Below are 13,239 nucleotides of genomic sequence, written 5' to 3' on the forward strand. Positions count from 1 at the left end.
CAGGCAGGTCATGGTCGCTTTCACGATGCCGGAACGTGCTTGTCATTGGCGGTGCCGGGCTGATGCGCCGTACAGAAATCCAGGCATTCGCCAGCTGGCATCGGGCGTGCCAACCAGTAGCCCTGGATGATGTCGCAACCATGGTTGCGAAGGTACGCCAGCTGCTGCTCGTTCTCGACACCTTCAGCCACCACTCGCAGGCCCAGCGAGTGCGCCATGGTGATGATGGTATCCGTGATGGCCTCGTCGTCCGGGTCGATGGCGATGTCGGCAATGAAAGTCTGGTCGATCTTCAGCACGTCGATAGGCAGGCGCTTGAGATAGCCCAGCGACGAGTAGCCGGTGCCGAAGTCGTCGATGGCCACGTTGACGCCGATGGCCTTGAGCTCGCCCAGCGTGCGCGTGGACTGTTCGGCATTGCCCATGACCATGCTCTCGGTCAGCTCCAGCTCCAGCCGGTTGGCCGGCACCCCGTGAGTGGCCAGTACATGGCGCAGGCTGGCGGTCAGCTCGCTGCGCTGAAGCTGCGCCATGGAAAGGTTCACTGCGAGGCTGAGCTCGGTCAGGCCCTGCTCGCGCCAGCGCCGCAGGTCCGCGCAGGCGCGGTTGAGAACGAACTCGCCGATGTCGACGATCAATCCGGTTTCCTCGGCCAGGGGGATGAACACCGCCGGCGAGACCTGACCCAGGCGCTCGTTGTGCCAGCGCAGCAACGCTTCCACGCCGATGATGCGACCGCTTTCAAGCGCCATCTTCGGCTGGTAGACCAGACTGAGCTCTCCGTGCTCGAGTGCCCGGCGCAATGCGCCGGCCATGGTCGCGCGCAGTCGGGCGCTGGCATCCATGGCGTCGGTGTAGACCATCCAGATGTTGCGGCCGCGTTCCTTGGCCTGATACATCGCGGTGTCGGCATGCTTGAGAAGGTTGTTGATGCCGTGTGCGTGGTCCGGGTAGAGCGCGATGCCGATGGATGGCGAGATCAGCACCTCCTGGCGTGTATCGAGCAGCAGTGGCGCGTTGAAGGCCTCCACGATTTTCTGTGCCACGGCTTCGGCATCGGCGATGTCGGTGATGGCTTCGAGAATGAGCGTGAATTCGTCGCCGCCAACGCGGGCCACGGTGTCCTGCTCGCGAAGGCACTGGCGCAGGCGCGTGCCGGCCGCTTTCAGCAGGCGGTCGCCGGTGTCATGCCCCATCGAATCGTTGATGTGCTTGAAGCGGTCAAGATCGACGTACAGCAGCGCCGCCTTGGCGCGGTTGCGGCGTGCGCGCAGGATGGCATCGCCCAGGCGCTCGGTGAGCAGGGTGCGGTTGGGCAGGCCGGTGAGCATGTCGTAGTTGGCCAGGTAGCGCAGTTCCTGTTCGGCACGCTTGCGGTCGGTAATGTCGGTCATCACCGCCACATAATGTGTACGCTGGCCGGCGGCATCGCAGACCTGGCTGAGCTCGGTCCAGCACAGAAATTCGCTGCCGTTCTTGCGGCGTTGCCACAGTTCGCCGCGCCAGTGGCCGGTGGTGGTGACCAGTTCACGCAGTTCGGCGTAGGTTTCGGCCGACTGTTGCGCGCAGTTGAGCAGGCTGGCATCACGCCCGACGATGTCCGCTTCGCTGTAGCCGGTCATGCGTGTGAAGGCGGCATTGACTGAGGCGAAGCGGAAGGACAGGTCGGTGACGGTGACCGCCTCGGCCATGTTGCGGATGACTTCGGCGGCGATGCGCCGGTCACGTTCCTGGGAGCGGGTGCGGGTGATGTCACGCGAAGTGCCCGACAGGCGGGTTGGTTCACCCCTGGCATCGCGCTCGACCACCTTGCCGCGGATCAGCACCCAGGCCCAGCCGTCATTGTCCGATCGCACGCGAAGCTCGATCTCCAAATGATCGGCTTCGCCGGAAAGATGAGCGCGCAGCGCCGTCTGCACTCGCGGCAGGTCGTCCGGGTGCACGATATAGTTGCGCCAGTCGTCGATGGACATCTCGCCGGCATGGGCCATACCCAGCAGTTGCTGGGCGCCGACCTGGTACAGGCGGCCGTCTTTCAGGTTGAGATCCCAGAACTGGTCGCCCGAACCCCACAGCGCCATGCTCAGACGATCCTCGCGATCGCGCAGCTGTGACTGGTGTTGACGCTCCTCGCTGCGCCGGGCACGGATCGCCGCATTGATAGCCACGGCGGCCAGCGCGGCGCCGATGCCGTAGAGCAGCAGCATGGGCCAGGATTGCCACCACGGCGGCGTCACCATCAGATCCAGGGTGGTCGCCGGGCCGCCGAACTGACCTTCATGGTTGGAGCCGCGTACCTGGAACTGGTAGTGGCCGGCGTCCAGGTTGGTATAGGTGGCGCTGCGTCGCGTGCCGGCATCGATCCAGTGCTGGTCGAATCCCTCAAGGCGGTACTGGAAGCGATTGTGATGCGGGGCGGCAAAATCCATCGCGGCAAATTCAAAGCGCACCGCGCGGGCCGACTTGGGAACGCTCAGGTGGCCGCTGTCGGGCATCGGCCGGGCGGCGGTGCCGACGCCGACATAAAGATCGGTAATCGCCACCCGCGGCAGGAAGTTGCTTGGTTGTACCGACGCCGGCTGCACGCGATCGAAGCCATGAATGCCGCCAAACAGCAGGCTGCCATCGTGCGCTTGCAGACAGGCTTCCGAATTGTATTCCATGCCCTGAAGACCGTCTCGCAGTCCGAATGTGCGTACCTGCTCGGTCTGCGGATCGTAGCGCGAGATACCCAGGTTGGTACTCAGCCACAGTCGGTGCTGAGCATCTTCGCGGGTGCAGTAGATGGTGGCGTCAGGAAGGCCATCGCGCATCAGTATCCGCTTGAAGTGGGCACCATCCGCATTGATTTTGAGCAACCGGTTCAGGCCAGTTTGTGTGCCTACCCAAAGCGTGCCGGTCTTGTCCACGAACAGGCTTGTAATGACGTGCCCGCTGAGCGAGTCGCTCTTGGCATCGTGTTCGCGGAAGGTGCGTACGCGGTGGGTGACCGGGTCGACCATGCTCAGGCCATTGGCCGTGCCCAGCCAGATGCGGTGCCCTGCATCCTGGGTAATCGACAGCACACTGTCATTGGCCAGCGTGTCGTCTGGATGGTGTGCGTCGTGCTGGTAGCGGGCCACCACCTTGCCGTTGTCCACCACGCGTACGCCACGGGTGAAATAACCGATCCACCAGCGTCCCTGGCGGTCGCGCATGAGAGTGCGCGCCAACGCGCCCGTGATGTCGGCGTCAGCGCCGTGCAGCTGCAGGCGTTGCGCCTTGTCGCGACTGGCGTTGAGGATCAGTACCCCATGAGTGGTCGCCAGCCACAGCGAGTCGTGATCACCGGGAGCCACGCTGTAGATGCGCAGGTCTTCACGCTCACCTGGGGGCAACGCCCGTGCCAGAACGGGCAGATAATCGACAAAACGCTGCGTGCCAGGATCATAGCTGCGCAAGCCGTTGCTGCCCATGCCCAGCCAGAATAGGCCATGATCGTCTTCGTACAACGCTCTTACGTTGTTGCCACGCACAGCGTCGGCCATCGGCGGGCGGTCGAGAATGGAGCGAAAAGGAGTGCCGTCGGGCGCGGCGTAGGCGGCGCCGTGGGTCAGGGTACCCGCCCACAGCAGCCCGGAGCGATCGACCAAAAGATGCGTGATGCCCGCTTCCGGCAGACCGCCGGCAAGGTTTGGCCTGGGGCGCAGCAAGCGCGGGCTGAACGCGTTGTCCAGCCGCACCAGCCCGGTATGTGCCACCGCCAGCCACAGGCGGTGTGCATGGTCTTCGACAATGGCTCGAACATCGGCGTCCATGTCGCTGATGACATCATCCTGGCGGGGCCACAGCAGGGTACCGCGACCATTCACCGGATCGATGCGATAGAGGCCGTGAGCGCCGCCGGCGAGCAGTTCGCCGCTGCGGCGGCAGGTCAGCGCGCGCGGTGCCAGCGCCGCCAGTGAAACGCTACGAGTATGTGCTGCATCCTGACCCAGTATCAGTAACTGGTCGCCGGCCAACGCATAACGTCGGCCGTCACTGCAGCGCGTAAGCTGGCGCACCGGCGGTTGCTGGGCGACTGGGGCATGACTTTCCCACAGCGTCAGAGCGTTCGCATAGGGAGGGTCACTGATCAGCAGCCTGCCGCGTGTGGCTACCCACAATCGCTTGCCATCGCCGCCGGCCAGGTCGTCGATCATGCCCAGATGGCGGGTCCAGCCTCCGGGGAGTGGCACGGTGCGGTCATGCGAGGGGTCGAACAGTACCAGTCCGCCGGTGGCCGACCCGACCCAGAGGCGTCGGTTCTTGCCATCGGCCAAGGCCGTGATCAGATTGTCCGGCAAGCTCGCCTTGCGTGCGGCATCGTGCCGGTAGCGGCGCAGGTGATAACCATCCCAGCGGTGCAGCCCACCCTCGGTGCCTATCCAGATGAAGCCGCGCCGATCCTGCAGCAGCGCATGCACGGTACTTTGCGCCAGCCCCTTGTTGGCGTCGATGCGACCGAAATAGAAATCACGTTCATAGGCGTGCAGTGGGCCACTGAGCAGCAGCGCCAGACAGGCAAGCCAGGGCCACAGCCGCTGTCGGCGCCCGGATGATTGCGAGCAGGAGGTGTGTCTGGCCATGCGCCCTTGCGAGTGGTTCCCCTGTCCGCGAGTGTAGGCAATCCCACCTACGGGTGCCAGAATGGTCCCGATATCCAAGAAATACCGGGAAATACACGCGATGAGCGAACAGGCTTTCAGCCATGGTGAACTGCGCGAGGCGCTGGAAAAAGTACGGCTGGGGCCCTCGGCCAGCGAGCTGCATGGCTCGATGACCGGCTTCCTGAGCGCTGGTGGCCGCGCCGAAACCGCGCGCCTGCTCGATGCGCTGAAACTGGAAAGCGATGACACCCAGGCGCCGGCGCTGCTGTCGCGTTTGTATCGTGACTGCATGGTGCAGCTGGACGACCCGCAGTTGGCGTTCGAGCCGCTGCTGCCGGGTGACGAGGCCTCGCTGGATGCCCGCGCCGATGCGCTGGTCGAGTGGTGCCGCGGCTTTCTGGGCGGGTTTGGTCTGGCCGGCGTCGAGGCCAAGCGCCTGTCCGAGGACAGCCAGGAAATGCTGCGCGACCTGGCCACGATTGCCAGCTCCCAGCTCGATCATGGCGACAGCGAGGAAGATGAGCAGGCCTTTGCCGAGGTCAGCGAGTTCGTGCGCGTGGGAGCCATGCTGCTGCACGCGGAAATGACGCGTCCGGCGGCTCAGGGCAATACCACGGTGCATTGATGCGCGCTGGCCTGTACCGATGACGCGGGTGCGCGCCAAAGCCGCTTCGGCCGTGGTTCACGCATGATCGGCGCGGCGGAATTTGCCCGGCGCCGTCGGCAGCTGATGCGCATGGCCGGTGCCGACGCGGCGGTGCTGGTCGCTGCGGCGCCCGAGCGCATGCGCAGTGCCGATGCGGCCTGGCCGTATCGGCAGGATTCGGATTTCCATTATCTGTGCGGCTTCCCCGAGCCTGAGGCGGTGCTGGCCCTGCTGCCGGGGCGCGGTCACGGTGAAGTGGTGCTGTTCTGCCGCGAAAACGATGCCGAAGCCCATGCCTTGCGTGCGCCGGTGATCGGCGCCGAGGCGGCGATTGAGCGTTTCGGTGTGGATGATGCATTCCCTGTGGCCGACATTGACGACATTCTTCCCGGCATGCTGGAAGGACGTGAGCGCGTGTTCTGCCACTTCGGACGCGAGCCGGGTTTCGATGCGCAGCTCATGGGCTGGATGCGGCGCCTGCGCACCTTGCGCGGTGGTGGCATTGTGCCCAAGGAATTCCAGGATCTGGGCCACCTGCTGCACGACCTGCGGCTGTTCAAGTCGCGCACGGAGTTGCGCCTGATGCGCCGTGCCGCGGCATTGACCGCCGAGGCCCATCGCGATGCCATGCGCCTGACCCGTCCTGGCCGACACGAATTCGAGATCGAGGCCGAGTGGCTGCACGCAGTGCGCCGCCGTGGCGCGGTGGCCGCGTTCACGCCGAATGTGGCCGGCGGCGAGCGCGCCTTGATCGTGCACTATCACGCCAATAATGCGCGCCTGGCCGATGGCGAGATGGTGATGCTCGATGCCGGTGCCGAAATTGACTGCTATGCGGCCGACATCACCCGCACCTATCCGGTGAACGGCCGCTTTTCACCTACCCAGCGCGCCTTGTATGAAGTGGTGCTGCAGGCGCACACGGCGGCCTTGCAGGCCATTGCGCCAGGGCGCGCTTATCTGGATGCCCATGAAGCGGCGCTGGATGCGCTGGCCGAAGGACTTTGCCGCCTGGGCGTGTTGCCCGGCAGTGCAAAAAAGGTACGTGCCAGCGGCGCGCTGGAGCGCTTGTTTCCGCACAAGACCAGCCACTGGCTGGGCATGGACGTGCACGATGTGGGCGACTATCGCGTGGCCGACGAGCCCAGGCTGCTGGAGCCGAACATGGTGCTGACGGTGGAGCCGGGTCTCTATATTCCGGCCGATGCGACCGATATCGACCCGAAGTGGCGCGGCATGGGCATCCGTATCGAGGATGATGTGGTGGTCACCCGCGATGGCCACGAGGTGCTGACCGACGCGGTGCCACGCGATATCCCGGGCATTGAGGCCTTGATGGCAGGAAGCGGCTAACGCCGCTGGCTCAGGCGCGTTGCTGTCTGGCCGTGGCCTGCATCGGGACCGGCGTAAGGCGGCCTTCGTCCAGCCGCAGCACTTGGTCGACCAGCGTCGAGAGCCCACCCAGCCGGTGCGTGATCAGGATCACGCTGCGCCCTTCCATGGCGCGCGCCAGCGCCTTGTAAAGCGAGGCGGCCGTCAGCGCGTCCAGACCTTCGGTGGGTTCGTCCAGGATCAGGATCGGCGCATCGGCCAGCAGCGCGCGGGCGATGGCAATGCGTCGGGCTTCGCCACCGGACACGCGCGCGCCGTTCTCGCCCACCCAGCTGTCCAGGCCGCGGGGCAGGCGCGCGATCATGGGCTTGAGCTGCGCTTGCTCGATGGCCTGTTCGATCTCGGCGTCGCTGGCGTCTGGACGCGCCAGGCACAGGTTGTCGCGCAGGCTGGCATCGAACAGGTAGGGCTGCTGATCGACCACGGCAAAACGTTCGCGCACCGCATCCCCCGTGCAGCGCGCCAGCGGCACGCCGCCCAGGCTGATCTGGCCGCGCTGGTACGGATACAGGCGGGTCAGCGCATTGACCAGACTGCTCTTGCCGCTGCCGGAGCGACCCAAGATGGCCACGCGACGCCCGGCGGGAAGGTCCAGGTCCAGGCCGTCGAGTACCCACGGCGCCTGTTCGTCATAACGCAGACCCAGGCGCTCGATACGCAGATGAGAGTCCTGGCCAGGCGATTGCGGCTCGGCCGGGTCGACCATGGCCGGCGCGGTGTCGGCCAGCGTGAATACGCGTCGGGCCGAAGCCAGGGTGGCGCCCAGCTGACTCCAGGCATCGGGCAAGGGAGCTACCGCCTCGAACACCGCCTGGGCCAGCAGCACCAGCATGGTCAGCTCCGGTCCACTGATGGCCCCGCGCGCCAGCGCCGGCAGGCCCAGCACCAGTGCGCCGACCAGGGTGCATTGCGCCAGCGTGGTAACGCCGGCGCCGCCCAACGCCTGCAACCGGTCGAGCCGGCGTTGCGCGGCCTGCTGGCGTGCGGTGGCCTGCGCCAGGCGCGCGGCATGCGCGGTCTCGGCGCCATACAAGGCCAGCTCGGCGCGGCCATGCACGCCATCGGCGGCCAGCGCACGCAACGTTTCCAGGGCTTCGCCCTGCACCTGGCCCTGTGCGCGGCCGCGACGCAGCGCCCAGCGCGGCAGCGCCAGGCCGGCCACGGCCAGCACGACCGCCAACAGCAGCGCCAGTGATGGCAGATACAACGCCACCACCACCAGTACCACCAGCGTGGTGATAGCGGCCACGGCCATCGGCACCAGCAGCGCCAGATAAGCGTGCTCCAAAGCATCGACATCACCGCGCAGGCGCGAGAACAGCTCGGCACTGCGCAGCGCACCCAGTCGCGCCGGCGCCAGCGGTACCAGCCGCGCGAACAGCCAGCTGCGAAGGTCGGCCAGCACGCGCAGTGTCGCCTCGTGGGTGACCAGCCGCTCGACGTAGCGCCCGCCGGTGCGCAGGATCGCGAACAGACGGATCAGCGCCGCTGGCGTGTAGTAGTTGATCGCCGCGCCGCCAGCGCCGACCAGCGCCATGGCGGCAATGAAGTGGCCGGACACGGCCAGCAGGCCAATGCCCGAGAGCGTGCTGAGCAGGGCCAGTGCGGTGCCGCCGGCCAGCCAGCGCCAGTGGCGGCGCGCCAGCGCGCCCAGTCGCAGCAGCAGTTCGCGGTCGGTCATCGGGCGGTTCATGCGGCAAGGTCCGAGGCTAAGAGATCGGCAAAGGCACCGCCGCGCGCACGCAGCACACCGGCGGCACCGCGTTCGATAATGCGTCCGTGCGCCATCACCGCCACGATGTCGGTGTCGGCAATCGCATGCAGGCGATGCGCCACGCGGATGACCGTGCGTCCGCGCATCAGTCGATGCAGGGCGTCGTCGATCTGCGCGGCAGTGGCGCTGTCCAGGTGCTGGGTCGGCTCGTCCAGCAGCAGCAAGGGGGCATCGCGAAGCCAGGCCCGCGCCAATGCCAGACGCTGCACTTCACCGCCGGACAGTCCTCGGCCGTGTTCGCCCAGCGGTGTGTCCAGGCCGCGCGGCAGGCGTGCGATCACCGTCGACAGCCCGGCCGCCTGCACTGCCGCGGTCAGCGACTGCTCGTCGGCGTCGGCACGGGCCAGCAGCAGGTTGTCGCGCAGGCTGCCATGAAATACATGCGCCCGCTGCGGCACCCAGGCCACCTGCTGGCGCCAGCTGTCGACATCCATTTCGTGCAGCGGCTTGCCGTTGATGCGGATCTCACCGGCTACCGGCGCGGCAAAGCCCATCAACAGCGCCAGCGCCGTGCTCTTGCCGCAACCGCTGGCACCGACCAGGGTCAGGCAGCGGCCGGCGGCGACTTCCAACTGCAGCTCGTCGAGTACCGGCACGCCTTCGTCGTAGGCAAAGCTGACCCGTTCAAAGGCCACGGCCACCGACGCGCGATCAGGCGTCGCGCTGCTGGCCAGCACGGTTGTCGAGGCCTTGGTCGGCGCTTGTTCGCCAAGCAGCTTGGCCAGGTCCTCGGCCGCGGCGGCGGCATCCATGCGTTGATGGCGCTGCGCGCCCATCGAGCGCAGTGGCAGGAAGAATTCCGGTGCCAGCAGCAGCACGAACAGGCCGCTCTGAAAATCCAGGTCGCCCCACATCAGCCGGAAACCGATCAGTACCGCGACCACGGCAATGCTTACCGTGGCGAAGAACTCCAGCACCAGCCCGGAAAGAAACGCCACCCGCAGCACCGCCATGGTGTCGCGGCGATAGGCCTCGCCGGCCGCCTCGAGCGCTGCCTGCTCACGCGCGGCGGCGCGGCAAAGGCGCAGCGTGGTCAGGCCCGAGAGCGCGTCCATGAAGCGCGCGCCCAGGCGCTTCAGGCGCAGCCAGCGCTGCTCGCTGGCCGATTGCGCGGCCCAGCCGGCCAGCACCATGAACAGCGGTATCAGCGGTGCGGTCAGAAACAGGATCAGCGACGACCACGGATCGGCCGGCAGTACGCAGATAAGGATGATCGCCGGCACCATGCCGGCAAAGCCCACCTGCGGCAGATAGCGTGCGTAGTAGGGCACCAGTGCCTCGACGCCATCGACCACGCGGGTGATCAGCTCGCCGCTGGACTGGCGCTTGGCCCACAGCGGGCCGCGACGGGCCAGTTCGTGCTCGGCGCGCTCGCGCACGTTGGCACTGACCTGGGCGCCGGCCTCGAAGGTCAGGCGGCGTTGCGCCAGGGTCAGTACCAGGCGCATGCCGGCGAGCACCAGCAGCGCGACCAGATACGGCCACAGGCTGCCCAGCCCGGCATGCCTGAAGATGGCGCTGGAAAGCACATGCGCCACCATCCAGGCCGCCCCGCACATCGCCAGGGCCTGTGCCGCACCCAGCATAAGGCCGCGTGAGAGCAGGCGTTTGACCGGCGCGCGCTGGGCGCGCAGCCATGTGTCGGCGGCAGAACGGGGGCGGGAAGCGGACATGGCAGACGGCGCGGTAAAGAAGGGGAGAGATACGGGTTCTAACAAGAGGCGGGACCGGCCGCAGCCGGCCCCGCCGGGCGTTGCCACCTCAGGAGGCGGTGGCTTCGCGTTCGGCCGCTTCCTCGGCGGCGTGATCGTCCTGCGCGTCCAGCAGCATGCCGCCGGCCGCGGCGATGAGCACGATCATGGTGGTGCCGATCAGCCAGGCGAAGTACCAGGCGCCGGTGTCACCCAGGATCACCGCCATGGCGATCACAATCACCGCCAGGAACATGAAGAGCAGGAAGTAGAGGAAGGTTTTCATGGTTGTTTCCTCGCTATCAGTACGCGTGCTCGTCAGACGCCACGTGCTCGGCGCTGACTTTGCCGCGCATCACGTAGAACGCCCAGCTGGTGTACCAAACCACCAGCGGCACGAAGACCAGGGCAAAGCCCAGCATCCAGGTCAGCGTCAGTTGGCTGGAGCTGGCATTCCACACCGTCAGGCTTTGCGCCGGATGGCTTACCGACGGCAGCAGGAACGGGAACAGCGCCACACCGGCGGTACCGATCACGCCCAGCCAGCTGAGCGCGCCCAGCCACCAGGCCAGGTGCGAGCGGTTGCCGGCCGCGGCCAGATGGCCACAGATCAGCGCGGCAAAGCCGATAGCCGGCACCAGCCACAACACCGGGTGGGCGTTGAAGTTGGACAGCCAGGCGCCATCGGCCAGCTGCACGCTTTGCTGCAGCGGTGTCTGCGCGGTGCCGGCCAGCGGGCCGCCGGTGCGCACGAAGCCCTTCATCGCGTGCACCCAGATGCCGCCGATGGCGAACAGCACGATGCTCAGCAGCGAGGCCAGACGGGCCAGGCCGCGTGAACGGGCGTGGATGTCGCCCTCGCTGCGGTTCATCAGCATCACCGAACCCATATACACCGACAGGCACAGGCTGAGCACGCCGCAGAGAATGGCGAACGGATTCAGCAGGCCCAGGAACGAACCGGTATAGGTGGAGGTGAGGTTCCAGTTGAACTGGAACGGCACGCCGCGGAACAGGTTGCCGATGGCGGCACCGAACACGATCATCGGTACGAAGCCGCTGATGAACAGCGCCCAGTCCCACACGTTGCGCCAGCGCGGGTTGTCGATCTTGCTGCGGTACTCAAAGCCCAGCGGGCGCATGATCATGCTCCATAGAAGCAGCAGCATGACCACGTAGAAGCCCGAGAAGGCGGTGGCGTAGATCAGCGGGAAAGCGGCGAACACCGCACCACCGCCAAGGATGAACCACACCTGGTTGCCGTCCCAGTGCGGGCCAATGATGTTGAGCGCGACACGGCGTTCGATGTCGGAGCGTCCGACATAGCGCAGGATCGTGCCCACGCCCATGTCCATGCCCACCATGGTGGCCAGACCGATCAGCAGCACGCCGAGTAGCAGCCACCAGGTCACTTGAAGAATCGCGTACATATCCATGGATCAGGCCTCCGCGTGGGCCAGCGCCGGGTTGTCGTTGCCACCCAGCGTCGGTTGCGAGTCGATGGGCGTCGGTCCCTGCTTGATGGCGCGCACCATCAGGTACATCTCGACGATGATGAAGGCGGTATACAAGGCCACGAAGCCGATGATCGAGAAGATCATGTAGCCCAGGCTATGCGTGGACGCGGACATCCACGTCGGCAACATGCCGTACACCGTCCACGGCTGGCGGCCCAGCTCGGCCACCACCCAGCCGGCCTCGTTGGCCAGGAACGGCACCGGAATCATCCACACCGCGATCTTCAGGAACCAGCGCTTGTGCTGCACGTTGTTGCGCATGGTGTAGATCACCGCCATCACGAAGAAGGCCAGCATGGCAAGTCCCAGCGCGACCATGATGCGGAACGACCAGAACACTGGCGCCACTTCGGGAATGGAATCCTTGGCCGCCTTCTGGATCTGCGCCGGCGTGGCCTGACTGACATCCGGCGCGTAGCGCTGCACCAGGAAGCCGTAGCCCAGGTCATCCTCGTGCGCCTTGAACTGCGCCATGGCCTGGCTGTTGCCGGGGTCGGCCGACAGCTTCTGCAGGGCCTCGACCGCCGGAATGCCGTTCTCGATGCGCGCGGCGGCATTCTTCTTCAGCACGTCCACGCCGGGCACGGTGCCGTCGGTGGAGTGGGTGACCAGCAGCGAGAGCACGTAGGGCACCTGGATCTGGCCGTGGTTGGTCTCGTCCTTCTGCGAGGGGAAGGCGATCAGGTTGAACGGCATCGGTGCCTTTTCGGTCTTCCACAGGCCTTCCATCGCCGCCAGCTTGGTCGGCTGTGCCTGCGCGCCGATGAAGCCCAGCGCGTCGCCCAGGGTGATCACGCCGGCCGTGGCCAGCACGCCGAACAGGGCCGCCATGCGGAACGAGCGGCGCGCCAGTTCGGTGTGACGATGGCGGATCAGGTAGAAGGCGCTGACGCCGGCCACGAAGATCGCCGCGGTCACATAGCCGGCAATCGAGGTGTGCACGAACTTGGCCTGTGCATCGTGGTTGAAGATCAGCTGCGGCAGGCTGGCCAGTTCCATGCGCATGGTCGCCGGATTGAAGTGCGCGCCGGCCGGATCCTGCATGAAGGCATTGGCGACCAGGATCCACAGCGCCGACAGGTTCGAGCCCAGCGCCACCAGATAGGTCACCGCCAGATGCTGGCCGGCCTTGAGCTTGTGCCAGCCGAACACCATCAGGCCGACCATGGTCGACTCCAGGAAGAAGGCCATCAGGCCCTCGATGGCCAGCGGCGCGCCGAAGATGTCACCGACGAAGCTGGAGTAGAACGACCAGTTGGTGCCGAACTCGAACTCCATGGTCAGGCCGGTGGCCACGCCCAGGGCGAAGTTGATCAGGAACAGCTTGCCCCAGAACTGCGCCATCTGCTTGTAGATGGACTTGCGGGTGACGACGTAGACCGTCTCCATTGCCGCCAGCATGAACGACATGCCCAGCGTGAGCGGCACAAACAGGTAGTGATACAGCGCCGTCAGCGCGAACTGCAGACGCGAGAGATCGACAACACTTGGATCATGCATGACGGCAGGTCCTTGAAGTCTGGTCAGAAAAACGCCAACCGGCAGGGCTGCTGCGCTGCGTCAGGGGTGGGCGACGGTCAATGCGATGGGC

General features: G+C 66.2%; 8 protein-coding genes. 2 read left to right on the top strand and 6 right to left on the bottom strand.

All coding sequences use genetic code 11. The annotated features are described in order from the left end of the window. Window positions 1-20: 20 nt before the first annotated feature. Window positions 21-4,607, bottom strand: a complete 4,587-nt coding sequence (locus tag HBF24_RS03660; protein WP_167169161.1) for an EAL domain-containing protein — start codon at window positions 4,605-4,607, stop codon at window positions 21-23. A 100-nt stretch (window positions 4,608-4,707) separates the two neighbouring features. Between HBF24_RS03660 and HBF24_RS03665 the strand changes: the two genes are divergently transcribed. Together HBF24_RS03665 and HBF24_RS03670 are read left to right on the top strand one after the other, a co-directional pair. Next, window positions 4,708-5,253 (top strand): UPF0149 family protein, encoded by a 546-nt coding sequence (locus tag HBF24_RS03665; RefSeq protein WP_167169164.1) that lies wholly within the window; start codon window positions 4,708-4,710, stop codon window positions 5,251-5,253. 63 nt (window positions 5,254-5,316) lie between these two features. Further along, window positions 5,317-6,627, top strand: a complete 1,311-nt coding sequence (locus HBF24_RS03670; protein ID WP_167169166.1) for an aminopeptidase P N-terminal domain-containing protein — start codon at window positions 5,317-5,319, stop codon at window positions 6,625-6,627. 10 nt (window positions 6,628-6,637) lie between these two features. On the opposite strand, the gene cydC is transcribed toward HBF24_RS03670, so the two are convergent. The 5 genes from cydC to HBF24_RS03695 all read right to left on the bottom strand — a co-directional run bounded on the left by cydC (window position 6,638) and on the right by HBF24_RS03695 (window position 13,148). Further along, on the bottom strand, window positions 6,638-8,359 hold the full coding sequence (cydC, locus tag HBF24_RS03675) for a thiol reductant ABC exporter subunit CydC (protein WP_167169169.1): 1,722 nt from the start codon (window positions 8,357-8,359) through the stop codon (window positions 6,638-6,640). Continuing rightward, window positions 8,356-10,113 (bottom strand): thiol reductant ABC exporter subunit CydD, encoded by a 1,758-nt coding sequence (gene cydD, locus HBF24_RS03680; protein ID WP_167169172.1) that lies wholly within the window; start codon window positions 10,111-10,113, stop codon window positions 8,356-8,358. The genes cydC and cydD overlap by 4 nt, the downstream gene beginning before the upstream one ends. An 88-nt stretch (window positions 10,114-10,201) precedes the next feature. Next, entirely contained in the window at window positions 10,202-10,417 is a 216-nt protein-coding gene (locus HBF24_RS03685; protein WP_167169175.1) for a hypothetical protein, read from the bottom strand. A 16-nt stretch (window positions 10,418-10,433) separates the two neighbouring features. Further along, window positions 10,434-11,567 (bottom strand): cytochrome d ubiquinol oxidase subunit II, encoded by a 1,134-nt coding sequence (gene cydB / locus HBF24_RS03690; protein ID WP_167169178.1) that lies wholly within the window; start codon window positions 11,565-11,567, stop codon window positions 10,434-10,436. Between the two features lie 3 nt (window positions 11,568-11,570). After that, complete coding sequence (locus HBF24_RS03695) at window positions 11,571-13,148, bottom strand: cytochrome ubiquinol oxidase subunit I (RefSeq protein ID WP_167169181.1); 1,578 nt, start codon at window positions 13,146-13,148, stop codon at window positions 11,571-11,573. Between the last annotated feature and the right edge of the window lie 91 nt (window positions 13,149-13,239).

It is taken from the genome of Oleiagrimonas sp. C23AA (genome assembly GCF_011759385.1).
GTDB lineage: Bacteria > Pseudomonadota > Gammaproteobacteria > Xanthomonadales > Rhodanobacteraceae > Oleiagrimonas.

What these genes read in the sequence shown, in the direction of transcription:
- HBF24_RS03685 (WP_167169175.1), bottom strand. Translation starts at nt 10,417, where the DNA reads ATGAAAACCTTCCTCTACTTCCTGCTCTTCATGTTCCTGGCGGTGATT.
- HBF24_RS03670 (WP_167169166.1), top strand. Translation starts at nt 5,317, where the DNA reads ATGATCGGCGCGGCGGAATTTGCCCGGCGCCGTCGGCAGCTGATGCGC.
- HBF24_RS03665 (WP_167169164.1), top strand. Translation starts at nt 4,708, where the DNA reads ATGAGCGAACAGGCTTTCAGCCATGGTGAACTGCGCGAGGCGCTGGAA.
- HBF24_RS03660 (WP_167169161.1), bottom strand. Translation starts at nt 4,607, where the DNA reads ATGGCCAGACACACCTCCTGCTCGCAATCATCCGGGCGCCGACAGCGG.
- cydD (WP_167169172.1), bottom strand. Translation starts at nt 10,113, where the DNA reads ATGTCCGCTTCCCGCCCCCGTTCTGCCGCCGACACATGGCTGCGCGCC.
- cydB (WP_167169178.1), bottom strand. Translation starts at nt 11,567, where the DNA reads ATGGATATGTACGCGATTCTTCAAGTGACCTGGTGGCTGCTACTCGGC.
- cydC (WP_167169169.1), bottom strand. Translation starts at nt 8,359, where the DNA reads ATGAACCGCCCGATGACCGACCGCGAACTGCTGCTGCGACTGGGCGCG.
- HBF24_RS03695 (WP_167169181.1), bottom strand. Translation starts at nt 13,148, where the DNA reads ATGCATGATCCAAGTGTTGTCGATCTCTCGCGTCTGCAGTTCGCGCTG.